Annotated in this window: 20 protein-coding genes and 1 rRNA gene; 9 read left to right on the forward strand and 12 right to left on the reverse strand. The window is 39.1% G+C overall.

The features are described from left to right. Positions 1–12 precede the first annotated feature (12 nt). From rrf to trhA, 4 genes are all read left to right on the forward strand, one after another. Positions 13–124: ribosomal RNA gene (gene rrf, locus ACULLG_RS09455) — 5S ribosomal RNA — on the forward strand. Between the two features lie 106 nt (positions 125–230). After that, positions 231–1,544: a hypothetical protein gene (locus ACULLG_RS09460; protein ID WP_452126550.1), complete on the forward strand. Its 1,314-nt coding sequence runs from the start codon at positions 231–233 to the stop codon at positions 1,542–1,544. 69 nt (positions 1,545–1,613) lie between these two features. Then, complete coding sequence (locus ACULLG_RS09465; RefSeq protein WP_452126551.1) at positions 1,614–2,948, forward strand: amidohydrolase family protein; 1,335 nt, start codon at positions 1,614–1,616, stop codon at positions 2,946–2,948. A 6-nt stretch (positions 2,949–2,954) separates the two neighbouring features. Beyond that, positions 2,955–3,593: a PAQR family membrane homeostasis protein TrhA gene (trhA, locus tag ACULLG_RS09470; protein WP_452126552.1), complete on the forward strand. Its 639-nt coding sequence runs from the start codon at positions 2,955–2,957 to the stop codon at positions 3,591–3,593. Between the two features lie 13 nt (positions 3,594–3,606). On the opposite strand, the gene ACULLG_RS09475 is transcribed toward trhA, so the two are convergent. Beyond that, complete coding sequence (locus tag ACULLG_RS09475; protein ID WP_452126553.1) at positions 3,607–4,293, reverse strand: ZIP family metal transporter; 687 nt, start codon at positions 4,291–4,293, stop codon at positions 3,607–3,609. 56 nt (positions 4,294–4,349) lie between these two features. On the opposite strand from ACULLG_RS09475, the gene ACULLG_RS09480 reads away from it, so the two are divergent. Further along, positions 4,350–5,537 carry a THUMP domain-containing class I SAM-dependent RNA methyltransferase gene (locus ACULLG_RS09480; RefSeq protein WP_452126554.1) on the forward strand — a complete coding sequence of 396 codons (1,188 nt, stop codon included), beginning with the start codon at positions 4,350–4,352 and terminating at the stop codon, positions 5,535–5,537. Positions 5,538–5,549: 12 nt separating this feature from the next. Here ACULLG_RS09480 and ACULLG_RS09485 read toward each other — a convergent pair whose 3' ends face one another. The 5 genes from ACULLG_RS09485 to rlmD are packed head-to-tail and all read right to left on the reverse strand — an operon-like array spanning position 5,550 to position 8,945. Further along, positions 5,550–5,846, reverse strand: coding sequence for an antibiotic biosynthesis monooxygenase family protein (locus tag ACULLG_RS09485; RefSeq protein WP_452126555.1), 297 nt, complete (start codon positions 5,844–5,846; stop codon positions 5,550–5,552). Positions 5,847–5,877: 31 nt separating this feature from the next. Continuing rightward, entirely contained in the window at positions 5,878–6,225 is a 348-nt protein-coding gene (locus ACULLG_RS09490; RefSeq protein ID WP_452126556.1) for a VOC family protein, read from the reverse strand. A 14-nt stretch (positions 6,226–6,239) separates the two neighbouring features. Next, positions 6,240–7,010: a DUF6048 family protein gene (locus ACULLG_RS09495; RefSeq protein WP_452126557.1), complete on the reverse strand. Its 771-nt coding sequence runs from the start codon at positions 7,008–7,010 to the stop codon at positions 6,240–6,242. Continuing rightward, entirely contained in the window at positions 6,991–7,503 is a 513-nt protein-coding gene (locus ACULLG_RS09500) for a DUF6452 family protein (RefSeq protein ID WP_452126558.1), read from the reverse strand. The genes ACULLG_RS09495 and ACULLG_RS09500 overlap by 20 nt, the downstream gene beginning before the upstream one ends. A gap of 29 nt (positions 7,504–7,532) precedes the next feature. Then, complete coding sequence (gene rlmD / locus ACULLG_RS09505; protein WP_452126559.1) at positions 7,533–8,945, reverse strand: 23S rRNA (uracil(1939)-C(5))-methyltransferase RlmD; 1,413 nt, start codon at positions 8,943–8,945, stop codon at positions 7,533–7,535. 117 nt (positions 8,946–9,062) lie between these two features. On the opposite strand from rlmD, the gene ACULLG_RS09510 reads away from it, so the two are divergent. From ACULLG_RS09510 to rocD, 3 genes are all read left to right on the forward strand, one after another. After that, positions 9,063–9,620 carry an RNA polymerase sigma factor gene (locus ACULLG_RS09510; RefSeq protein ID WP_452126560.1) on the forward strand — a complete coding sequence of 186 codons (558 nt, stop codon included), beginning with the start codon at positions 9,063–9,065 and terminating at the stop codon, positions 9,618–9,620. Beyond that, positions 9,604–9,984, forward strand: a complete 381-nt coding sequence (locus ACULLG_RS09515) for a DUF6768 family protein (RefSeq protein ID WP_452126561.1) — start codon at positions 9,604–9,606, stop codon at positions 9,982–9,984. Before ACULLG_RS09510 ends, ACULLG_RS09515 begins: the two co-directional genes overlap by 17 nt. A gap of 152 nt (positions 9,985–10,136) precedes the next feature. Further along, entirely contained in the window at positions 10,137–11,378 is a 1,242-nt protein-coding gene (gene rocD, locus ACULLG_RS09520; protein WP_452126562.1) for an ornithine--oxo-acid transaminase, read from the forward strand. A 41-nt stretch (positions 11,379–11,419) separates the two neighbouring features. Here the strand turns inward: rocD and ACULLG_RS09525 are convergent, their stop codons facing one another. Together ACULLG_RS09525 and ACULLG_RS09530 are read right to left on the reverse strand one after the other, a co-directional pair. Continuing rightward, positions 11,420–12,733 carry a carboxypeptidase-like regulatory domain-containing protein gene (locus ACULLG_RS09525; RefSeq protein WP_452126563.1) on the reverse strand — a complete coding sequence of 438 codons (1,314 nt, stop codon included), beginning with the start codon at positions 12,731–12,733 and terminating at the stop codon, positions 11,420–11,422. 178 nt (positions 12,734–12,911) lie between these two features. Continuing rightward, the gene (locus ACULLG_RS09530) at positions 12,912–15,368 is read right to left on the reverse strand and encodes a M14 family metallopeptidase (protein WP_452126564.1); all 2,457 of its coding nucleotides are present in this window, start codon (positions 15,366–15,368) and stop codon (positions 12,912–12,914) included. A gap of 150 nt (positions 15,369–15,518) precedes the next feature. Here ACULLG_RS09530 and bshC point away from each other — a divergent pair, with 150 nt between their 5' ends. Then, entirely contained in the window at positions 15,519–17,120 is a 1,602-nt protein-coding gene (gene bshC / locus ACULLG_RS09535) for a bacillithiol biosynthesis cysteine-adding enzyme BshC (RefSeq protein ID WP_452126565.1), read from the forward strand. Positions 17,121–17,369: 249 nt separating this feature from the next. Here bshC and ACULLG_RS09540 read toward each other — a convergent pair whose 3' ends face one another. From ACULLG_RS09540 to pgmB, 4 genes are all read right to left on the reverse strand, one after another. Continuing rightward, entirely contained in the window at positions 17,370–19,637 is a 2,268-nt protein-coding gene (locus ACULLG_RS09540) for a hypothetical protein (RefSeq protein WP_452126566.1), read from the reverse strand. Positions 19,638–19,863: 226 nt separating this feature from the next. Continuing rightward, a complete protein-coding gene (locus tag ACULLG_RS09545; protein ID WP_452126567.1) occupies positions 19,864–21,738 on the reverse strand; it encodes a tetratricopeptide repeat protein in 1,875 nt (624 codons plus the stop codon). Between the two features lie 79 nt (positions 21,739–21,817). Further along, on the reverse strand, positions 21,818–23,671 hold the full coding sequence (locus ACULLG_RS09550) for a tetratricopeptide repeat protein (protein ID WP_452126568.1): 1,854 nt from the start codon (positions 23,669–23,671) through the stop codon (positions 21,818–21,820). A gap of 57 nt (positions 23,672–23,728) precedes the next feature. After that, complete coding sequence (gene pgmB, locus ACULLG_RS09555; RefSeq protein WP_452126569.1) at positions 23,729–24,391, reverse strand: beta-phosphoglucomutase; 663 nt, start codon at positions 24,389–24,391, stop codon at positions 23,729–23,731. Positions 24,392–24,439 lie beyond the last annotated feature (48 nt).

Raw genomic sequence — 24,439 nt, forward strand, 5'->3', positions numbered from 1 at the left:
AATATTGAAGATCTAGGTGGCCATGGCGACGGGGCCCACCCCTTTCCATTCCGAACAGGGAAGTTAAGCCCGTTTGCGCCGATGGTACTGCTATACCAAGTGGGAGAGTAGGTCGCCGCCTTCCTTGAGGCCCTTTACTATACGTAAAGGGCCTTTTTTTTTGCTCATTATTTTCTTTATGATTTGTTTCCTTAATTGGATATATTTAGAGAATCAACCAATCAAATTCCATGAGCAACGATCCCAACAATAAAAAATTCAAGCAATGGCTTGATATTCTTCAGCAAGAAAGTTGGCAATTAGAACTAATTATTTCCGGTTTTGCCATTTATGGGCTGTTCATGGTTATTGAACCGATTGAAATTGCAAGTGCAGAAGCTCAGAACAACGACAATATGTATCGAATATTTATGATGCAGGGATTGTTGGTGTCTTGGTATATTCTCACCATAAATCTGCTGGTTCATGTCGTATTAAGGGGTTTGTGGATTGGAGCAATTGGATTACGTTATGTCTCTGGAGACATTGACTATGATGAATTGAATTACAGTCCAAAATTTAAGAACCATTTACTTAAACGAGTAGGCTCTTTTGACAATTATGTGGCCAAGCTCGAAAAATATTGCAGTATAATTTTTGCAGTAACATTCCTACTACTTTTTTATTTATTGGGCTTACTGGCATTATCATTTGTATTTACCCTATTGGGATTATGGATAGATAGTGAAAACACCTCAGATACCATACGTTACTGGATTGCAATTCCTTTGATAGTCGCTTTGGGTATTGGAACCGTTTTGACCTTTATAGATTTTGTGACCCAAGGGTGGTTAAAAAGGAAGAAATGGACTAGTTGGTTTTATTATCCGATATATTGGCTCTTTAAATACCTGACATTGTCTTTTTTATACCGTCCAATTGTCTATAACTTTTTGGACACTAAATTTGGCCGAAGGTTAAGTTTAATTTTGGTACCTCTTTATCTGGGTTTGACCATATTGGCGGGAACAGGTTTCAGTACGTCTAATTACTGGCATAAAGACTTGAATTCCAATTCGTTTATAGCCAATATGGAGAACTATGATGACACAGTTGAAAGAAATACAACATATGTTAGCTTGGCATCTATACCATCCAAGGTAATAACAGACAGGTTTCTAAATGTTTTTATTGTGTATGGACACACTATAGAAGATGATGTTTTTTACTTTAATGAGGAATTGAAACCAGAAGAAGACAATCGTGGATTACATTCTACTTTTCAAACCGGTAAAATAGGATGGCAAAATCGACGTAATCTTCTTAAGGATTATATGAGTACCCTCAAAGAGATGTACCAACTCAAAATTGATAGTACTTCGTACGATTTTGATTTTGTTTTTACCCAGAATCAAAGAGAACAAGAAGGTTTTGAAACTTTTTTGGATATTGGCGAGTTGGCAAAAGGAAAACACGTGTTGGAAGTGGCTCGAAAAGACCATCAAAAAGATAGCGTGTATTATCGTAGGATTGTTAAGATACCGTTTTGGTATTATCCGGAATGAGCTCAACACAATTTTTAATTAAAAAGCGACATACCTTCTATAGGTTTTATTTAAAGAAATTAATAACTCATGAGAGCATTTTTAACCTTTATTTCAATTTGTTTTAGCCTTACAATAAATGCACAACAAGGTAATTTAAAAGCCTTGGTTGGTGGAACATTGATAGACGGTTTTGGATCAAAGCCGATAAAGAACAGTGTTATATTGATTGAAGGGGAACGTATTAAAGCTGTGGGCACGGTAAAAACACTTCAAGTTCCAGAAAATGCGGAAGTAATTTCAACCGAAGGCATGAGCGTACTTCCCGGACTTTGGGATATGCATGTGCACACCATGATCAATGGTCATGCTGATTATGCGTATTGGGATAAAACATATCCGCCCTTGTTTGAAGATGTAATTATGCCGTCTTCCGCCCATCAACTTTTAATGGCAGGAGTTACTAGCGCAAGGGACCTGGGCGCTCCGTTGAAGGAAAGCATTTCTGTGCGAGATAGAATAAACAAAGGTGAAATACCGGGAGCCACCTTATACGTTTCGGGGCCTTTTATTCAGCATAAACCCTATCCTGGAACAGAAGATTTTAGATGGGGGGTTGACAGTCCAGAAGATGGAAAGCGAAAAATTAGAAAATTGGCTAATGCAGGGGTTGATGTCATAAAATTGATAGATCAAGACCAGATGACGATGGAAGAATTAAAAGCGGTGGTGGATGAAGCACATAAACACAATCTTAAGGTGGTGGCCCATGGGCATCGACCGGAAGAAATTAGAAGAGGCTTAAAGGTGGGAGTTGACTGTTTTGAGCATACTGGATTATCTTCAGCTCCGCAATATCCCAATGATGTTATGGAGATGATCAAGGAACGAACGGCCCAAATGAACAAAGGACCCTTATTTTGGTGTCCAACCGTTGAAGGTTTATATAATTATGAATATGTAAGAGATAATCATGAGAAACTTGACAATGATTCATGGCATTTGGGATTACCTGATAGTGTTGTTGTGGACATCAAGAATAGTATAAAGCATCCGGATAGATTGCCTTATTTCCAATTGACTCCATCGAGAAAACCCACGTTAAAAACCAAGATCCAACAACTTTTGGATGCCGGGGTCGTCTTGTTGGTTGGTACCGACAGTGGTATTCCAATGAAATTCCATAGTCAATCCACTTGGAATGAATTGGATGTTTGGGTGAACGAATTTGGTATTGATCCCATGTATGCCATACGCTCTGCAACATATTGGCCAGCACTGTGGATGGGGGTTGCAGATGATGTGGGAACCATTACTCCGGGTAAATATGCTGATATCATTGCTGTGGATGGTGATGTACTTCGTTATATCAGTTTATTGCAGGATGTAGATATGGTCATCAAACACGGTCAACGCTATAAATAACAATTCTTGAATTCCAATCCCAAATCTGTTTTAATCGAAGAAAAATGGAATGCCTATTCCCATGCCTTGGGAATTATACTTTCAATTATCGGTTTCCTCGTTGTTTTTCAGAAAGACCTGACCGGTGTACCCTTTTTATATGGTAGCATTGTCGTATACAGTTTATCGTTGATTTTACTTTTTACGGCTTCAACTATCTATCATGCTGTTAAAAATCCAAAATTGAAAAAGAAACTTCGGGTGTTGGATCATATCAGCATTTATTATTTAATAGCCGGAACTTATACGCCTGTCTGTCTCACCATTTTATCAGCATCCAAAGGATGGCTTTTGTTTTACTCCGTTTGGGGAATTGCTCTTTTGGGAACCTTACTAAAACTTTTTTTTACGGGGAAATATGAAGTTTTTTCGTTGGTGCTTTATGGCATTATGGGTTGGTTGGTTGTAATCGATTATCCATTTCTTTCAGAAAATATCACTTCAAAAGGGATGTTTTTTCTAGCACTTGGAGGTGCTTTCTACACCATTGGGATAGTATTTTATGCGATAAAAAAAATCCCCTATAACCACTTAATTTGGCACTTTTTTGTGTTGGGAGGTGCGGCGAGTCATTGGTTGTTGATCTATACGGAAATCTTGCGTTGATTTTCTTTTTAGATTATACAAAATAGGCAACCCCGACCCCTAAGATAATTACAATTAGTTTGCGAAGATTAAATGAATGCCCCTGCGAACTCTCGAATAAAATGATTGTAGAAACATGCAAAATTACACCTATGGCCAATGCGGTAAATATGGAGGCATAAGCTTCTATCCAGTCAGATTGTGCCAAATAGCTTCCAAAGGGAGTCATTAATGAAAAAGCCGCTATGAAAAGGATAATTGCACTTTTTTTCAGTTTGGAGTTGATTAAAAAAATACTAAGTATAACGGCAACGGGTATTTTATGAATCAAGATTCCATAAAGAATGGAATTATTTCCGTGTATGGGTACTCCTTCAATTAAGGCATGTATTGACAAACTCAGAAACAGCAGAAGCGGAAACTTATTTTTTTCCAAATCCAGATGTACATGCCCGTGCTCTGCACCTTTGGAAAAGAACTCCAAAAAAATCTGCAACAATATTCCCGCCAAAATAAAAACCGCAACGGTTTTTGGACTTTGACTTTCATATACCTCAGGGAGTAGTTCAAAAAAGGTCAGCGCCAATAAAAAAGCGCCGCTAAAAGCAAGTAACAACTTAATGTTCTTCTTGTCTTTGGGTCGAGATATCCACACAAAAAGAAAGCTTGCCCATACGGCCAAAATTGGGGCAATAAAAATCATTGTAAAGGGAAAATTCATATGCTGTGTTGAAGGGATAAAAATAGCCTATTTTTACCAAAATATTTTTGCTAAAAATGGCGAGTAATTTTAAAATGTTGGCCAAGACTTTTTATGGTTTTGAACCTATTCTGGCCAAAGAGCTTCGCAATATGGGAGCAGGTCATGTAAAGGAAGGTGTTCGGAATGTAACGTTTGAAGGTGATACGGGATTTATGTATAAAGCCAATCTTTGCCTTCGTACTGCCTTAAAAATATTTAAACCAATTGCTTCCTTTAGGGTGTTTAATGAAAAGGACCTTTACCAAAATGTGTATCGCATAAACTGGTCCAAGTATTTTGGCCATGATAAAACCTTTGCCATTGATACCACCATGCATTCTGAAGTGTTCAACAATTCTTTATTTGTCTCCCAAAAAGTCAAGGACGCTTTGGTGGATAAGTTCAGGGCGGTTGACCGCAAACGGCCAAGTGTAAATACCCATGATCCGGATATTCGCATCAATGTTCATTTGTATAATAACTTTTGTACAGTTTCTTTGGATAGCTCTGGAAGCTCTTTACATCAGAGAGGATATCGTATTTCGACCAATATCGCTCCAATTAACGAAGTACTGGCCGCGGGTTTGTTATTGTCAAGCGGATGGGATGGACAAACGGACTTTTTGGACCCCATGTGCGGTAGCGGCACGTTTTTAATTGAAGCTGGGATGATTGCATGCAACATTCCTGTGAATATCAATAGGGAGAACTATGCATTTATGAACTGGGAAGACTATGATGCCGAACTACATCAAAAAATTGTGGATGTCAGTCTGAACAAAACACGGGAGTTCCATCATAAGATTATTGGATATGATAAGGCTCCTTCAGCAGTGCGTAAAGCTCAAGAAAATGTCGATAATGCCAACCTTTCCGAATACATCACCATTGAGCGTAAGGATTTTTTCCGGACAGAAAAGCCAGTGGATTCAAAATTACATATGGTATTTAATCCACCATATGGGGAGCGCCTTCAAATTGATATGGAGGATTTTTATGGAAAGATTGGCGATACCTTAAAGCAACAATATCCTGCGACGGATGCTTGGCTGATCACTTCAAACCTGGAGGCTTTGAAGCATGTTGGACTTAGGCCTTCAAGAAAAATAAAAACCTTCAATGGCAAATTGGAATCTAGATTGGTCAAGTATGAGATGTATGCGGGAAGCAAAAGAGAAAAATTCAAAACTACTTCCGGTAATACCGAAAATCCGCCCGCGTAACTGCGTTGTTTGCTAAATGGGAATGTTCACAAAGTGTTCAACGGAGCACGAATCTATGTATTTTTCCATGCCCTTGGGAATGTGAGCTTCATTCCATTGCTCACCTGCAAAACGTACTAAATCTTCTTTTGATGCCCATTTGGAAATCATCACAAATAAATTTGGATTCCATTCTGTGGGTTTGGCTATGTCAATTCCCAACAACCCTGGTTGCCCCTTGACCAGGGGAACCGATATTTCCTTGAATTTGGCCTCAAACTCCTGATGAAGGGTCGAAGGTACTGAAGCGGTAAAAATTCTTATGATCATAGAATTTGTAATGGATATGAAACAATTAACTCTACCTATCTGACCAAATGGCCAGTTGGTTGCCAGAGGGGTCGGTAAAATGGAATCGACGCCCACCTGGGAAAGAAAAGATTTCCTTGACTATTTTTCCCCCTGCCTGAACAATCTTATCTTGAATCTGTAAAAGATTTTCATGATATAAGACAATAAGGGCCCCGTTTACAACATTCTCATCTGTTTTTTCAAACCCTCCTTCAAGCCCACTTTCTGAAAATGCGGTATATGTAGGTCCATAATCCGTGAATTCCCATCCAAAGCAATGATTGTAGAATGATTTTGTTTTTTCTATGTCCAAAGCCTTGAATTCAACATAGTTGATCAAGGCGTTTTTATTTTCCATAACTAGAAAGCTTTTTAATTTTCTTCTTGAACAGGAGGTGCTTCCTTTTTCTTGTTCGATTTTTTATAAAAAGGAATGAGATACGCAATGGAATAGTTATAGCTTACTCCAAAATTACTTCCATCGGTTACCTTGTTGAATCCTGGAATCCAGAGATTTGGAAAAACATCCTCTTCCTTATTGGTTACCAAAAAGCCCAATCGTGCACTCATGCCCACGTAGATATTGGCAAAGAGCTCCACTTTCACCCCTGCTACAAATTCGAGCCAAGACGCATTTCGGCCACTGAATTCTTGGCCAGTCTGCGCACCTGCCAAAAATCCATCTGGATTAAAGAATCTATTACTATCAAAAATATTGTATTCGTTTAAGGTATGATTAAAACTGGCAACAGCATATCGCCCACCAATGGTAATGGCGTTGTTCATTCCAAACCAATTTTCGTAGGAGTTGATTTCGACACCTGCCTTTACATAACTTCCCGAAGTGGTATAGTTGTATAGCAGCGTGCTCCCCAAACCTTCGGTTTGTGTTTTTTCCTCGTTCCCGATTTCGGCGGCCAAATACAGCTTGTTGGTCAACCTATAATCCCCGACCAGCTCAAGCCCGGTATAGTCCTCATCAATAAATGACAGCACTAAACGACTTATATCAGCTCCAATACGCAAGCCATATTCCTGTTTGTACTCAACCGTGTCCTTTGGCTGTAAATCAATGGATTTATCTTGACATATTCCCGCAAAGGAAACCGCAAGGAAAAAAATGCTAATGAAATATCTTGACATGGATATTACTGGAGTTTTCTATAGTTTGTTGAACAATGGTTATGTCCTGAATCCAATTAGAGGTACTTGCTGGTAAGCCAACATTTACATCGTCAAAGTTGGCCACAAAACCGCAAGCTCTGGACACAAATGCATCACGTGTATTATAGGAGATTGTAAGGGTATCAATATTACCAGTTTCCTCTCCTGTTGTGGCGTCATCAGCTGAATTGGTGATAAAAGCAAATTGGGTGCTGGTGGCATCAATACGTAAGGGAATGCCAATGGAATCCAAATTACTGGCACGATCGGTAATCGTATTGACGTTATTGTCCAAAATCACCTCTTTGATACGTAATGATGGAACATCTTTGGATTGTTCAGGATTATTGATATCAAAAAAACCGATGACCAAAAGGGGAGTGTCACCTTCCACGCAAATATCATCTTTTTCGCAAGAAGCCAGTTGAATAAATAGGAAGGCTAACAGTAAGATGGGAAGTATTTTTTTCATGCTAAGCTAAAAACAGATTTCTTCAAAAATTATACCCGTTTCTCCAAAAGTACGACATTTTCAACGTGGTGTGTTTGAGGAAACATATCAACAGGTTGCACCCGTATAACTTTATATTTTTCGTCCAATAGAGCCAAATCCCTGGCCTGGGTTGCGCTGTTGCAGCTCACATATACAATTTTCCTTGGTGCGGCCAACAAAAGTTGCTCTACTACCATTCTATGCATTCCATCTCGCGGAGGGTCTGTGATCACAACGTCGGGAAGCCCATGTTCATCAATAAATTCCTGGTTGAACACATTTTTCATATCCCCTACGTAAAAATCAACATTGGAAATAGTGTTGTTTTTCGCATTGGTCTTGGCATCTTCAATGGCTTCTGGAACGGACTCGACACCAATTACTTTTTTGGCATTTTTGGAAACAAACTGAGCAATGGTTCCTGTTCCTGTATATAGATCATAGACCAATTCATTTCCGGTCAATCCAGCAAAATCCCTTGTGATTTTGTACAGCTCATAGGCTTGTTCTGAATTGGTCTGGTAAAACGACTTTGCATTTATTTTGAACCGGAGCCCTTCCATTTCTTCAAAAATATGGTCGCTCCCGGCAAAGCAAATTACCTTTTGATCGTAAATGGTATCGTTTTGTTTTTGGTTGATCACATAGAGTAATGCGGTAATTTCAGGAAATTTTTGAACTAGGTGATTCAGTAGTAATTCCCTTTTTTCTTTATCATCATCACGAAACTGGATGAGCAACATAATTTCTCCTATGGAAGTCGTGCGAAGCATCATTGTTCTAAGCAGTCCTCTCTGTGTCCTTGGGTTGAAGAATGAAAGCTCATTTTTAATGGCAAAATCCCTAATCTCCAAACGAATTTCATTTGATGGGTCTGCTTGAAGATGGCATTTTTTCACGTCCAAAATTTTGTCCCACATTCCGGGAATATGAAATCCAAGGGCATTTCTATCTTCGATGGGAATTTCGGAATCTATTTCTTCCTGGGTGAGCCATCTACTGTCCGAAAAGGAAAACTCCATCTTGTTTCGGTAAAAATATTGCTTTTCAGAACCGAGAATAGGGGTTATTTCGGGCAATTCAATGTTACCGATCCGCTTTAAGTTATTCTCAACCTCATTCTGTTTGAAAAAAAGCTGGTGCTCATAGGCCATATGCTGCCATTTGCATCCACCACAGACTCCAAAATGTTCACATTGGGGTGTGGTTCTTTTATCGGAAAGTGTGTGGAAGTTTGTGGCAATCCCTTCAAAATAGGCTTTTCGCTTTTTTGTGGTCATCACATCCACCACATCACCCGGAACTGCATTGGAGAGGAAAATCACTCTTCCATCAGGAGCTTTTCCCACTGACTTTCCTTTGGCCCCAGCATCGATTACCTCGACATTTTCAAACGTTCTTCGCTTGTTTTTTCTACGCATGCCGCAAAAGTAAGCATAGGTTTTCATAAAGAACTACTAACTTGAGGCTTCAAGCAGTTAAAATCCTTTTTTTTTGAACCTTTTTGTTTGTTGGCCGTCCTTAGGGTAGAAATTCGTATGAAAACAACCGAAAAAGCTTTTGATGGTTTAATGGTATTGGAATATCAATCAGGAAATGAAAAATCTTTTCCCTTATTGGTAAAACGACATCATCTCAGACTGTGCAGACATGCTTATCGATATACCAAGGATATTGAAGCCTCCAAAGATATTGTTCAAGAATCATGGAAGCTTATCATAGACAAGATGTACTCACTTAAAGAGCCGAATAGTTTTGCCAGCTGGGCAACCAAAATAGTAACCCGTAAATCATTGGATTATGTGAAAAGCATCCAGCGTAACAGGGAGAAAGTCGAAAGGTATTATTTGGAAACAAAAGTAGAGGATGCAGAGGATACCCGAGAATCCGATATCAAAAGACTGCTGCTGACCATAAAAGAACTGCCAGAAAATCAGCAATTGGTGTTGAAACTATTTTATATAGAGGAATATTCTTTAAAAGAAATAAGCAGCATACTTGGAATTTCGGTGGGAACAACTAAATCGAGATTGTTCCATGCCAGGGAAAAATTAAAAACAATATTAAAAATCGATAGTGATGAAAAAAGAGATTGAAAAAATAGACGAATTGATCAAGGAAGCATTGACCCAGGAGGAGGCCAAATTTTATGACGACTTGGGTGAACAGAATGTACTGGAGAAATTTGGGGGAATTTTTAAAGGAAAGATGGCTTGGCTTGCTGTTATCATGAATATTGTTGTCCTTTTAAGTTTTGGTTTTTTGATTTATTGTGGCATACAGTTTTTTGATGCAAATACTACTGACGGTTTGATCAAATGGGGTATGGGGGCATTTATTTGTATGATGATGATGAGTATGCTAAAGCTATATATGTGGATGCAAATGGATAAAAATGACATCCTAAGGGAGTTAAAGAGATTGGAACTACAAGTTTCTGCCTTGGCCCATAAAAAATAGGCCCTTAATCCTGAAATATGGGGAAATTGCCAAATATTTAATATTTTAGCGGCTCTTCAGGGATGATTTCTCTCCCACGCTGCTTTTTCGAGTCCTCGAAAGAATAAAGGTATTGTAGGAATGGTTGTTTTATTAATTTAATTATAACTAAAATGGCTGTTTTAGAGCATTTAACGTCGCAACATGCGATAGATTTAGAAAACAAGTATGGTGCCCAGAATTATCATCCGCTTCCTGTTGTCTTGAGTAGGGGAGAAGGTGTTTATGTATGGGATGTTGAGGGTAACAAATATTTCGATTTTTTGTCTGCCTACTCCGCGGTAAACCAAGGGCATTGTCACCCAAAGATTATTGCGGCACTAAAGAACCAAGCTGAAAAGCTTACACTGACTTCCCGTGCATTTTATAATGATATGTTGGGCAGGTATGAAGAATTTGTTACCCAATATTTTGGTTTCGACAAATTATTACCCATGAACACGGGTGCAGAAGCAGTGGAGACTGCGCTTAAATTGGCCCGGAAATGGGCGTATGAGAAAAAGGGTGTTCCGTCAAACCAGGCAAAGATCATAGTTTGTCAGAACAATTTTCACGGGAGAACGATTTCGATTATTTCGGCTTCAAACGACCCTATCGCAACTGAAAATTTCGGGCCGTTCACGCCCGGATTGGTTTCTATCCGCTACAACGATATAAACGCACTGCAAGAAGCCTTAAAAGATGAAAATGTTGCTGCTTTTTTAGTTGAACCCATACAGGGTGAAGCGGGTGTTTATGTACCTGATGACACCTACATAAAGGAAGCATATGAGCTTTGCAAAGCAAATAATGTACTCTTTATGGCCGACGAGGTACAAACCGGTATCGCTAGGACCGGAAAACTTTTGGCTATTGACCATGTAGGTATAAAACCAGACGTATTGATTTTGGGCAAGGCAATATCTGGCGGAGTATTGCCAGTTTCGGCTGTTTTGGCCGACGACGCGGTTATGGAAGTCATCCGACCCGGTAACCATGGCTCCACATTTGGAGGAAATCCATTGGCCTGTGCCGTGGCGATGGCAGCTTTGGAGGTTGTTGAAGAGGAGCAATTGGCCCAAAACGCTGATGAATTGGGCGAACTTTTTAGGAAGGAAATGGAAAAGCTTATCAAGGAAACCAATTTGGTACGGTTGGTAAGAGGAAAAGGGCTTTTAAATGCCATTGTAATCAATGATTCTGAAGATAGCTCCACTGCATGGGATATTTGCATGGCGCTAAAGGAAAATGGTCTTTTGGCCAAACCTACCCACGGAAATATTATAAGATTTGCGCCTCCGTTGGTAATGAACAAGGAACAACTCCTAGAGTGTGTTTCCATTATTTCAAAGACGCTAAAAACATTTGAAAAATAAAAAAAGCCCCTTTTAAAAGGGGCTTTTTAATTCCATCTGTTTTAGGGAGCAGAATTACCTTCTCGTGCTCTAGCTCTTCTAAGCTGACGTTGTATTTTCCTGATAGCTGACTCAATCGATTTTTCGGGCTCAATTATGTTGTATTCGCCCCAGAAATCAGGATCGGAAAACCCGAGGGCTTCATCACTAAGAATAATTGACTTTTTAATACGATCTCTATTTTTAGGTAATTGCCCTGTAACGTTCTTTTCCCAATCGGTTACGGCCATTTCGGCAGTCATGCTATAAACTGAATTGAATAATTTGTCGTCCCAATCCACTTTAAATTCAAGTAACACATTGCTATAGCCATAATACCATTTTCCACCTTTTTCACGATAATCGACCCTATATGCCACCTCTGTGGGCCACACATCAACTTTGGCCGGTTTTCTTCGAACAAAAAGTTTTGCGGCCTTCACCTTGTCCGTGATATTCAGGGTGTAAATTGCACTGGTCAAGGTTTTTTGGTCAACATCTATAAAAAGTTCTCCTTGATAAAGCGGTTCTGAAATGGTTTCCAATTGGTTAAACTTGATCACATAAATCAATTTATCATTGATTCGAGTGGACCTACTAAAGGTAAACCGATAGTCTTCGATTAATCCATCCGAAAAAATATATTCCGGATACTTCATAATGTCCACATAAAGCGTGTTGAAGGGGCCTCCTTGCAGCTTAAGGGCTACTGTATCCAGCTTGCTGTAATCGGTACTTTTTCTTGCCTTATAAAGCTCTACTGCATCTCTTCGAAGAGAAGAATATGGAGATTTATAGATATTGACTACCGCTTCTGAAAGCGACACATTTCGTTTTCTCTTTTTTATGGTTTCCCGGTAGAAAGCCGTCATTAGGGTGGGGTCATCAAAATAATTATCTCCTTTGCGCGCCAATGTTTCCCTAACCAAGGCGGCGGCATCCTTTGGTGCATTGATGTTTACCTCGGTAAGTTCTGTAACCGAAACCACCAGTGAAATCTTGTTTCTGTTGGGTTTTAATTGCGCAATTGGAATGTTTTTGCTTTTATAGCCCAAAAAGGAAACTATTACCGTGCCATCAGACATTGAATTAGGTATTTTCAATTGAAAACTACCTTCAGTGTTGGTTATGGTACTTATGTTGGTTCCTTCAACCGAAAGTGTGGCAAAAACAAGGGGTTTGTTGGAGGAAGCATCGGTGACCTCACCTTTGTATTGTGTGAAATTTTCTTGTTCCTGAAAACCAAGTGCCTTGGAAGTGCCCATTATCAACATTAGACATAAAGAAAATGCCAATGAGAGGGTCTTGTGCTGATGATTTAACCATTGTCCTTTCATAACAACTGCATTTTTTGATTAAAAAACTAGTATTCTAAATTAATGATTTTTAATGATATAGCGAATGAAGACGCTTGCAATTTGAGCAGTAAAAACTGCATTTTCAAATTTAGGTCCGTTGCGCTGGGTCTTTATGCAAAGACTTTCTTAAACTATAGTAGCATAAAAGATGAAAACCTTAATCCATCATAAAAAGGGCATTGGCAAAAAACAACTTTCCATTTTCCCAGAATCCTCTAAACAAGGGATTGTCCACCATATAGATCACCTTGCCTTTTCCAAAGGACTCGGCTCCAAAAATTAATGAATTCCCCACTTTTTTCTGAGCTTCGCTGCCCGCAAAACCTGAGACAGGCTTGGTATTGTTTTCAAGATATACAGCGTTTCCTGTTTTTAGGTAATCATAGCCGGCACTTCCTAATTTTAGCGTAAAATATTCGGTTCCATAACCATATGCGAGCGGATGGGTGTTATCCACTTTCGTTTTAAAAATGGCCCCGGTAATAGCATTTTTTATTCGTTCCCGTTGGGTATTTTTATGCGGTTTGGGCTTGTTTTTGGAGGAATCTTTGGCAACCTCTTTCTTTTTGATTCCAAATCCTTTGTCACCATCAATTCCATTGATGGAACCACCCATGGCCACCAATTTACCTCCATTTTTAACCCAATCTTTTAATTTTTTCAATTGGGATTCAGATATGGAATTGCCATAATTGCCCCCAGGAAGAATAAGAATCTGATAATTGCTCAAATCCACTTTACCCCAATAATCACTATCAATCACAGAAATGGGATAGTGCAATTGCTGTTCAAAAAAGTGCCAAATTTCGCCAAACCTTAAAGTTGAAGTTGGTTTTCCTGAAAGCATGGCAATCTTGGGTTTTGTAATCATTTTTACATAGGATGACCCAAAATCTTTTCCGGAATCTACAAAGCCCGTTGATGTTGCTTGCAGCTTAACATGATGTTTGTCGGCTATTGTACCAAGTTTTTGAGCAAAATTCTTTTTAAGCTTGTTATCAGCCTTTGTAATGATTAAACTACCTCTTTTAAAAGATTTGCCATCCAAAGTAAAAGGATGGTGCGTTTTACGCACCCTGATACCTTCAGTAAGTAAATCGGCCAAAAACCGGGCACTTTTCATACTGCTCCAATCCGACATATAGGCGTAAGCATCATTGCTAATAACATTTTGATTGTTGGAAGAAGTATTGGATTCTGTTCTAGATTGCGCATTGATTGGACTTGTAGATGCTATAGCATTCAATCCATATGCATAGGGCAAGGACCAAGCGGTAATGTCGTAGGTCAAAGAATCACTTAATTTGGCATTGGGTTCGAACAACACTTTCACCAGAGTTCCTTTGGTTTGATTGGTGGAGACTACAAGGCTTTTGTCGGAAATTGCCATGCTACCGTTGGTTCCAGAGGCATAATTAAAACCTTTAATAGAGCCATTTGACGGAACCCCCCATTCAATTTTGTGCTTATTGAGCAAAGTTTTTAGGGCGTCTATTTTATCACTATCCCCGTTCAATACATAACTTTTATACTTAAAACTTCTGTTTTTATAGAACTTTCTAAACTCGGAATTCAATTTATCCGCATTATTTGCGGATACTTCAATGGTTGATAGCCCGGTTGTGTGATGATGGGCAATTCTATCTTTTAGAGTCAAGGTATCACCAATTTTGGTAATCACACCTAGACCTCCACGTCCACTACCACCTTGCTCGTAGGTCATGCCAATTGCACCGTTATAGGTGGGATAAGTATCTCCGTAACTAGGATAGAAGAGGTCAAAAATTTCCTTGGTAAAATAAAACCAGCCATTGGCGTCAAAGTATTTGGCGTGGTTTTTACCCAAGGTAACCTGAAAATCACGTTGAAAATCCGTTATCACTTCGTGATAGGGTTCGGCGGCAGGTGCAAAATAATAGGGATTGTCCACACCTTGCTCATGAAAATCCACGTGCACATGTGGCAACCATTCATTGTACACTTTGATGCGTTGCTGACTCTCTATCTGGGTCAACCATGCCCAGTCTCGGTTTAGGTCGAACATATAATGGTTACTGCGGCCATTCCACCAGCCTTCATTGTGCTCTTTACTGTTAGGATCTACCTGATGTGGCGAATTTTTATATTGATTGTACCAATTGCTATAGCGATCACGCCCATCGGGGTTGATACAAGGGTCCATAATGACCACTGCATTTTCCAAATACGAACTTTTACTGGTAAGCAGTTCGTAAATGGTCTGCATGGATGCTTCGGTGCTCACGCTTTCGTTACCATGTACATTGTAGCTTAACCACACAATAGCTTTTGAAGAATTTCCCGTGCCTTGGGTATCCTTTAAATGCTCATTTCTAATGTTTTCGAGATTGGAAATGTTATCCGAAGACGACACATAGGCCAGTAAAAGAGGTCTGCGCTCGTTTGTCTGCCCATAAACGGTGAGTTTTACCCTGTCAGTAGCTTCCTTGGCCAAATACTCGTAATAATCCACCACTTCGTGGTGTCTTGTAAATTCAGTTCCCAATTCATAACCCAAAAACTCAGAGGGAGATTTAAGTTGAGCTGTTGATACAATTGAAAATAGGAAGAACGATGAAAGTAGAAATCTTGTCATTTAAAGTGAATTAGTCCTTCCAAATCTAACAATAAATTGAAGAATCATCACCTTCTTTCCAGACCAATACGAGTCGTCTTTGAGCAATTAACGTATTTTTAGGAATAGAAAAAAAGAAGAGGATTATCTTTAGCCGATATTTCAACTTTAATGGAAGTAGATTGTATACCCTTCAAGGAAACAGGTTATTTTTCCAAACTTATTTGCGATTATCTAGGGCAAGAAAAGGGCTTAATCCCTTTTTTCAATAGATTTCCCCAAATTGAAAATTTCAAGGAGCAGATAGCGGAAAAAGAATCCCATTTCCCGGAAGAATTTAGACCTGTATTGGTAAAAGCGCTTTACAAGCAGTACCAGGATGTTGAAATTTCTGAATCCACAACAAATAATATCAAGCTCTTAGGGGATAAAAAGACATTTACCGTTGTTACGGGGCATCAGTTGAACTTGTTTACAGGTCCATTGTACTTTTTATACAAGATTATTTCCACTATAAACTTAACATTACAATTAAAGGAGACATATCCTAAATATAATTTTGTTCCGGTTTATTGGATGGCCACGGAGGATCATGACTTTGATGAAATCAACTATTTTAATTTCAAGGGAAAGAAGGTACAGTGGAATAGGGATGCTTCTGGTGCTGTTGGAAAACTGAAAACGGAAGGGTTGGATGCCGTTTTTAGCTCATTTTCTTCAGAGTTGGGCGGTTCTCAGCAAGCAAAACAGTTGACTGCACTTTTTCAGAGGGCATATTTGAATCATTCTGACTTGTCCGAAGCTACCCGCTTTTTGGCCAACGAACTTTTTGGAGAATATGGTTTGGTAATCGTAGATGGGGATGATAAAAGCCTAAAAGAACAATTTGTTCCCTATGTCAAAAAAGACATTTTTGAGCAGATTCCGTATGCAAAGGTTTCCGAATCGATTGAGGCATTAAAGGAGGTTTCGACTGATTACACGATTCAGGTCAACCCCAGGGAAATCAATTATTTCTATTTGATGGATAAGGTTCGGGAGCGAATTGTTCATGATGATGATGGTTATAAAGTCAACAATACGAAAATCCAGTTTTCACAAAGTGAATTGGAGGAGGAATTGCAAAACCATCCTGAGCGGTTTTCTCCTAATGTGATTGCCCGACCTTTATATCAAGAAACCATTCTGCCTAATCTCTGCTATATTGGAGGAGGGGGGGAGTTGGCCTATTGGCTGGAACTCAAATCGTATTTTGAAGCGATGGAAATTCCTTTTCCGATGTTGTTACTTCGTAACTCTGCGCTTGTGCTAACTAAAAAACAGGCCAGAAAAGTAAAAAAACTGGATTTAAAGATTTCGGATTTGTTTTTGAAACAAAACAGTTTCATCAATAAGAAAATTCGAGAAATCTCGAACATTGATATTGACTTTTCAACCCAAAAGAAACATTTGGAGGAACAGTTTAGCGCCATGTACCAATTGGCCGAAGCCACCGACAAGACTTTTGTGGGAGCAGTAAAGGCCCAAGAGGAAAAACAGAAAAAAGGGTTGGATGCTTTGGAGAAAAGACTGTTGCAGGCGCAAAAAAGGAAGTTAAAGGACCATGTTATCCGAATGACGGATATTCAAAATGAGTTATTTCCCAATCAATCCTTGCAAGAACGTCAACTTAACTTTTCAGAATTGTATCTGGAGCTAGGTGAATCCCTTATTCCCACCCTTATGGATTGTCTAAACCCAATGACGGACAAATTTACAGTAATTAAATACTAAATTTATTAGTGTGTAATCATCTGATTTTTAGCACTCTGCGTAACAATAATCATAAAATAGACATATTTTTTTTGGAAATAAGGTAGGGTATTATGCCGCAAAGGTGTTTTATACATGAAAATTGCTATGAAATTTTCACAAACTTGAGTGGTAAACTCATATGTTTAGGTTGGTTTTGATTTTATTTAAAAGCCCCGGAGTGGTTCCCGGGGCTTTTGTTTTTTTAGTCAAATGGTATTTTATGTTATTCTACCTTTTTTTTGCCTGATCCTGCAAAGCTTTTAGTGCCTGATCCGGATTGCAACTGGTTGTTTCTACCCGTGCTTTGGCAATTATTTCATCAGAGTTGAAGACGTCAAAACTACCCACCTCTTTTTCTTCACCATTAATAATAATAAACGGTCGGAATTCTTTGGTGTCATGGATATAAGTAAATCCTGATTTTTCGAGCCCATCGGTGAGTTCAGATACACAGGCTTCCACACCGTCCTTTAATTTCTCGAGTTCCTCTACCGTAGGTAGTTCATCAACAATGACTTGAGCGTCAAATCTAATTCCATCGGCTTCCTGAATGAATTTCACGTTGTCCGCAGCTTCCAATAACTGTGCTTTTTGGGTTGAGGTTAAGATTACTTCATCAATTTTTACGGTTCTGGTGGACGTCAATCTCCATAAACTGCCACAACCAAAGGTTTTATGACCATGAACGATCGTCAATGTAGCACTTTTGTTGATTCTATCCAAGCTTGCAAGTTGCCTTAATGCCGCTTCCAATTCGTTTCTTGTCTGGGTATTGTCATTTGAATCGTTAACTGCATTTTTAAGTCTGTTTAATGCATCTCTATAGGGTTTGACTATGGAATTTACCACCGAGGAAATATTGTCACTGCAAAGAATCCTATTATTATCACTCAATATTTTATTGGCTTGGCTTCTGCCACTTGCAATTCCGGCGGCAACAGCATCGTCGATTTCTTGATTTGCGCGATCAATGATTCCGGGCAATGCTGCCCTTAAGCCACGCAGGCTCAATTCCAACTCGTATTGTTCATTGGCAGCTTCAAGGTCAGAAATGGCTTGTTCGGTGGTTTCAATGGCGGCATCTATTTGAGCCGTAACCGTTTCTGATATACCATCGGTAAAATTGGATGGTGGTGTTGCAATTACTTTGGTTTGCTCTTTGGTCATGGCAACATTGGCTTCCCAAATCTCTTCATCTATGGTAACCTTACCATCCATGGTAAAGGCATCTTGGGTAAGTCTTAGGGCACCATCTACACTTTTTGTACCTGTTGGAGTTTCCAAGCCTAAGTTTCCAGAGAGCCCCATATCAAATGCTCCGGTTTGTTCCACGTAGCCATAAACATTTAATTGACCATCTGGACTGATAGGAATAAACTCTGGCCACCAGGAGAGATCAGGATCCACAAGTCCATTCACAAAAGCTCTGGCATTGATTCCGTTGTTTGTGCTGGCTTCTGCAACAATGGCTGCGCTACCCTTTCCAATAGGAAAACCAAAGGATACAATATTTTTGATGTCGGCAGAGAAAGACATGCTTCCGTTGATTCCAGCGCGGTATCCCACACCAATATTGGAGTTCATAGGTTCTTTAAGGTTAAAATCGACATCGAAACCACTGTTTTTGTAATACATTCCGCTTGCTTCTAAAACAGTCCAAAAAGAAAAGGTACCTCCGGTAACGGTTTTTGCGTCAAAAGCTATCACGTTTTCAACAGGTAGGGTGGGTTCATACCTAAGGTATGCGTTCAAAGAACTGCCGAAGCTAATACCTGATAGTTCACCATCATCACTATCGTTGCCATTCCCTCCATTGTTTCCATCCCCGTTATCGCCTCCCAGTCCGCCGTTGACTCCTATGGAATAAAAGAACATGGGGTCATCATAATCGGCTATCAATGTAATATGGCCTCCGCTTAGTGGAGGTGAAATTGTGATGGGTTTGGTGGCATCTGGATCATCATTGGCACCTACCGACATTTCAATGGCTACCGAAATGGCAAAGACAAAATACTTTCTTTCGTCCTTTAGCCTAATTTCATAATCGCGATTGTCGTTTAAGAATTTCCCTGTGAAAAAGCCAACATCGGCTTTAATGGGGTCTGCAAATTCGAAATAGTTTGAGGGAGAAGGAATCTCAACGGTACCACTAAAATTCTTTAAAGAACCATCCTCATTGAATTCAACATCTAAATCGGCGTCCTCGAATACTACTTCTTCTCCAGATTCTGTTTCCATGGTAACCTTTCCATCAACGGTATACCCATCTTCAGTATCCACAACATTGCCCTCGGGCGTAATATCATCCTTAGTAATTCCCTCAACAGGTTTGGTGTCATCGCATTGATCAGGGCAGAGGTTTGGGTTGCCACAGGGATTCTCTACACAAGGATCAATTGCAACGGGTTCGATACCGCTATCGCTACTACACGAAATTATAAGAGCACTTAGGATCACAACTATTGCGATTCCTGATAATTTGTCCTTTGTTTTCATAATGCTTTTGTTTTGTGGTTAAACTTTTTTGTCTGTTTTGTGTGACTTGCCCGGTAAACGGTCTGCAGTCCTCAGCCGAGCAAGACCACAAAACGGTTGTCAACTTAATGACACCACAAACCTAAAGTGCTGATTTTGAGGAATGAAAAAATAGGGGTGGACAACAGGTGGACACCTTAAAAATAAACAAGGGACAATGAGTGGACAGCTTTGGAAACGCCTATAGTTAAAGGCTTAACACTAAATCTTGTAAAGAGTCCTCAGTGGTGATGTCCAGTTTTTTACGGAGCCGATAACGCGCTTTTTTGATGCCTTCTGGTGAAATATTCAGGATGTTGGCAATCTCTTTTGAGGATAAATTCATCTTTAGAAGTGCCAAAAGTCGAAGCTCATTTGAAGTGACCTGAGGGTATTTTGATTTTACATTGCTATTAAAGTCCTTGTGGACTTCTTCAAAATAACGAGAAAAGTTTTCCCAATTATTATCGTCCTGTAAATCAAAGTTGATGGTTCGGATGAGTTGTTGGTAGCCTTTTTTGGATTCTTCACTGGCTTTTAGCTCTTCGGCTTTTTGTTTAAGCCCTTCCAATACCTCATTTTTTTTGGCCAAATGTAAAGCATGGGTGGTGAGTTCTTTCTTTTTAAACGCCAGTTCTGCATCGACTTTTTCCTTTTCGAGCTTGTTGCGCTTTAATTTTTGCCGAATCCCATAAAATCCAAAAAGGGATAATACCAAAAGTCCGCCCAACAGTATTTTTTGTAGTGTGCTGATTTCCGCTTTTTGTTCCAAAACAGTAATCTCCTTTTCTTGAAGAGCAATCTGCTGTTCTTTTTTTTCGGTATCATAAATCGTGCGTAATTCTTCAATTTGTTGCGATTTTTTGACATTGAAAATACTATCACTGATGAATTGATGTTTCTTTTGGTCCAGGTATGCGTTCTGATATTGACCAAGCCCGACATACACTTCGGCCCTATTTAAAGATGCCTCTGACAAAATTTCTGCGGCGTTGATTGAATCAGCTAAAGCGATGGACTTATTAAAATATAATAGGGCTTGATCCGAGTCACCTTTTTTCATATAAGTGTGCCCCAATTGTTTCAAATTAAGGGCAAGATCATCCTTTGTTCCAAACTGTTTATTAATTGGCAACCCTTCTTTAAGAATGGATAGGGCTTTCCCATAATCCCCTTTTTTTCTATAGGCCTTGCCTAGGTTAACCAAAACATAACCGTTCATTATTGGAACTGCTTTTTCTTTTGCTATATCAAGGGTTTTTAGATAATTTTCGATGGCGGCATCATATTCTCCAAGTTCTAAATGCACATTGCCAATATCAGAATAGGTGTGTCCCATATGGATCACATCGTCTATTCCAACATAAATATCCAAAGCACGCTTAAAGTATTCTAGGGCTTTTTTATAATTTTCCAGTCCCATTTCAGCGTATCCAACTCGAACAGCGGCAGTAGCGGTATGGATTTTAAGTTGCAGGGTATTGGACTTTGAACTTAAACTATCAAACAATTTTAGCGATTCGATGGAGTATTTGACCCCAAGGTTATAATCTCCTTTATTAATATAAGCCAAGGATTTGTTGCCAAGCCTATTGGCTAAATTGTCCCAATGTTTGTACTTTCTGGAGTAATCAATGCCTACATTATAATATTCTATTGCTTTTTGGTAATTTCCGGAGGTGTACTCGACAACACCCAAAGCATTTGTCATCTTAACGATATATTCCTTGTGATTTATACGTTTGAATATTGAAAGCGCTTCATTAATATAATAGCTAGCAGAATCATTTTTACCAATAGTTTGATAATAACCAGCGCCCAGATAGTAATTGGCAAATCCTTCACCATCTGCAAAACCCAGTTTTTTAGAAAGAACAAGACTTTGGTCAATATATTTTTTAGCTTTTGCTGGATCCGTATAAAACTCCTCCAAGAACAGTTCTTCTAGGGTACCAACTTTTAAGGTATCCTCTTCTTGTGTTTTAAGAACGTTCAATAGACTGTCCAATCTTTTATTTTCTTGGGCAACAACACACAAACAGAATTGGAAAAAAAGAAGGAAGAGTGGTTTTGAGAGTTTCATATGGATTGATTACCTACTAAAAATAGGTAATAACTTCCAACTTTCTGAAAAAGAAAAGATTACATAAGGTGTCTAAGTGTTAAAGTGATAGTACCAAATCCTGTAAAGAGTCCTCTGTGGTGATGTCCAACTTTTTGCGAAGACGGTAACGTGCTTTTTTGATGCCCTCTGGAGAAATATTAAGGATATTGGCTATCTCTTTGGAGGACAGATTCATCTTTAAGAGAGCCAAAAGGCGAAGTTCGTTTGAAGTGATCTGGGGGTATTTTAATTTTACATTGCTGTTAAAGTCCTTATGGACCTCTTCGAAGTAACGAGAAAAGTTTTCCCAGTTATTGTCGTCCTGCAAATCAAAGTTGATGGTTCGTATGAGTTGTTGGTAGCCTTTTTTGGATTCTTCACTGGCTTTTAGCTCTTCGGCTTTTTGTTTAAGCCCTTCCAATACCTCATTTTTTTTGGCCAGATGTAGGGCATGGGTGGTGAGTTCTTTCTTTTTAAAGGCGAGTTCTGCATCCACTTTCTCTTTTTCGAGCTTGTTACGTTTTAATTTTTGACGGATACCATAAAAACCAATAAGTGAAAGAACTAGCAAGCCCCCCAAAAGTATTTTTTGTAGTGTACTGATCTCTGCCTTTTGTTCCAAAACGGTTATCTCTTTATCCTGAAGGGCGATCTGTTGTTCTTTTTTTTCTGTTTCGTAGATGGTTTTTAACTCTTGGGTAGCGGTGGCCTGCTCCACTGTAAAAATAGAATCACTAAGGATTTTGTTTTGTTTGAAACTCGCCAGTGCTTCTTTATAATTACCTAGGAATTCTTCTGATTTTGCCTTTTCCAAAAGCACGGTATTTAGTATATCAGGATAGTTTACATCTTTTAGAATGTTCAGGCTTTGATTGAAGTACTGAAGGGCCCGGGGATGATTGTTTTTGGCAGCGTATGATTTTCCTAAAAAACAAAAAAGATTGGCTTGGTTATTTTGTGAACCTATGGATTTCCAGGTGTTAAAACTGTTTTGGTAGTATTCAATGGATGCATCGTAATCACTTTGTTTAAATTTTAAAGTACCCCAATTCTCGTACGCCCTGGCAATATTGGCATTGTAGTTTAGCTTTTTGGATAACTCCAATGATTTTTTTACAAGTTCTTCGGCATCTTGATAATTTTTCAGAATCGTATGGGAGTCCGCCAAATAATTTAGTACCTGGGCCTTGCTTTGTTCATTTTGGACCTTGTCATAAAAAACAATGCTTTCCTCGAAAATAGCAATGGCACTTTTATGTTCGTTCATTGATTGGTAAATGAGACCAATCTGGAACATATCCTCGGCAATCCTAAAATCATCACCTAAATTCTCATGTATTTTGAGCGCTTTGTAAGTCTCTTTCAATCCAATATTGTAATATCCTTTGTACTGGGCTATTTTACCTTCAAAAAGGTGGGCATTGGCCAAGTGTAGACTATCCTTATATCTCGCAAATACGGGAATATTGATTTTCATGATTTCCGTTGCACTAGAGCTGTTTCCCTGGTAATGGTCTAAAATCGCAATATTGTGCCGTATTACCGCGGCTCTCAATGTATCACCGATTTTTAGGGAAGTATTTACGGAATTTAGAAGGTTGGTTCGGGCGGAATCAATTTGTCCAAGCCTGTAATAATAGTTTGCTTTTTGGGCATAGAGTTTGGCAATACCCTTTAAATCGGTCGATTTTTTATAAAGGAACCTTGCTTTTTCTATATACTCAAGAGTCTTATGCTGATCGTTGTACATGGTCAAGTCAGACAGCTCTAAATAATTTCTTGCCTTGACTGAGTCTATCGAGGTTTCATCAATAATTCTTAATATGCTATCAATCTTTGGATTGTTCTGTTGTGACCTAGTTGGAGCGGTAAATAAAAAGGGAACCAAGAAAAATGGCAAAAAATGTTTCATTGAGGCTGGCTTTCCTTAAAAGTAAGGATTTATGCCAACTATATGAAAAAGAATGGATTAACTGAATAATTCCTTAAAATGGGCTTTGATTTCAAAAAGTGTGGCTTCTGCCATGGTATCAAAACGTAGATCGGCATGTCCCACTCTTTCCTTTGGGCCAATACCTACGCTGTGAAAACCTCCAATTTTGGCTGCATCAACACCCCTTTCAGCATCTTCAAAAACTACGCATTCACTGGGTTGAAGATTTAGTTTCTCCGCGCCAAACAGGAAAATATCAGGTGCGGGTTTACTTTTGGTTACGCTGTGCCCGTCACCAATGATATCAAAATAGGCCCTAGCGTTTAATTGCTCCAGCACTTTCTCGGCATTTTTACTTGAACTTCCAAGTGCTACCGCAAAACCTTCGGTTCTTAAATGCGTTAATAGCTCTTTGGCTCCGGGCAAATAATCGTTGGGGGTCATTTCATCCAGACTTTTCACGTAGATTTCATTCTTTTGGTTGGCCAAATCCGCTTTAGCTGATTCGTCCAAAGAAATATTGTTGTGGTCCAATATCACCTGCATGGAATCCAATCGCGATATTCCCCGAAGTTGATCATTGATTTCACGGTCAAAAGCCCAACCATTTTCGTCAGCAAGTGTTTTCCAAGCCTCAAAATGCAATTCTGCCGTATCCGTAATTACACCGTCCAAATCGAAAATAAACCCTTTGATCATAGCTATAGTGTTTATGGCGCAAAGAAATAGGAAAAATATTAAGAAAAA

It is taken from the genome of Flagellimonas sp. 2504JD1-5 (genome assembly GCF_053618295.1).

Bases quoted from the DNA above. Each gene is read 5' to 3' on its own strand.
- ACULLG_RS09460 (WP_452126550.1), top strand. From the start codon at position 231: ATGAGCAACGATCCCAACAATAAAAAATTCAAGCAATGGCTTGATATT.
- ACULLG_RS09465 (WP_452126551.1), top strand. From the start codon at position 1,614: ATGAGAGCATTTTTAACCTTTATTTCAATTTGTTTTAGCCTTACAATA.
- ACULLG_RS09475 (WP_452126553.1), bottom strand. From the start codon at position 4,293: ATGAATTTTCCCTTTACAATGATTTTTATTGCCCCAATTTTGGCCGTA.
- ACULLG_RS09480 (WP_452126554.1), top strand. From the start codon at position 4,350: ATGGCGAGTAATTTTAAAATGTTGGCCAAGACTTTTTATGGTTTTGAA.
- ACULLG_RS09485 (WP_452126555.1), bottom strand. From the start codon at position 5,846: ATGATCATAAGAATTTTTACCGCTTCAGTACCTTCGACCCTTCATCAG.
- ACULLG_RS09490 (WP_452126556.1), bottom strand. From the start codon at position 6,225: ATGGAAAATAAAAACGCCTTGATCAACTATGTTGAATTCAAGGCTTTG.
- ACULLG_RS09495 (WP_452126557.1), bottom strand. From the start codon at position 7,010: ATGTCAAGATATTTCATTAGCATTTTTTTCCTTGCGGTTTCCTTTGCG.
- ACULLG_RS09500 (WP_452126558.1), bottom strand. From the start codon at position 7,503: ATGAAAAAAATACTTCCCATCTTACTGTTAGCCTTCCTATTTATTCAA.
- rlmD (WP_452126559.1), bottom strand. From the start codon at position 8,945: ATGCGTAGAAAAAACAAGCGAAGAACGTTTGAAAATGTCGAGGTAATC.
- ACULLG_RS09510 (WP_452126560.1), top strand. From the start codon at position 9,063: ATGAAAACAACCGAAAAAGCTTTTGATGGTTTAATGGTATTGGAATAT.
- ACULLG_RS09515 (WP_452126561.1), top strand. From the start codon at position 9,604: ATGAAAAAAGAGATTGAAAAAATAGACGAATTGATCAAGGAAGCATTG.
- rocD (WP_452126562.1), top strand. From the start codon at position 10,137: ATGGCTGTTTTAGAGCATTTAACGTCGCAACATGCGATAGATTTAGAA.
- ACULLG_RS09525 (WP_452126563.1), bottom strand. From the start codon at position 12,733: ATGAAAGGACAATGGTTAAATCATCAGCACAAGACCCTCTCATTGGCA.
- ACULLG_RS09530 (WP_452126564.1), bottom strand. From the start codon at position 15,368: ATGACAAGATTTCTACTTTCATCGTTCTTCCTATTTTCAATTGTATCA.
- bshC (WP_452126565.1), top strand. From the start codon at position 15,519: ATGGAAGTAGATTGTATACCCTTCAAGGAAACAGGTTATTTTTCCAAA.
- ACULLG_RS09540 (WP_452126566.1), bottom strand. From the start codon at position 19,637: ATGAAAACAAAGGACAAATTATCAGGAATCGCAATAGTTGTGATCCTA.
- ACULLG_RS09545 (WP_452126567.1), bottom strand. From the start codon at position 21,738: ATGAAACTCTCAAAACCACTCTTCCTTCTTTTTTTCCAATTCTGTTTG.
- ACULLG_RS09550 (WP_452126568.1), bottom strand. From the start codon at position 23,671: ATGAAACATTTTTTGCCATTTTTCTTGGTTCCCTTTTTATTTACCGCT.
- pgmB (WP_452126569.1), bottom strand. From the start codon at position 24,391: ATGATCAAAGGGTTTATTTTCGATTTGGACGGTGTAATTACGGATACG.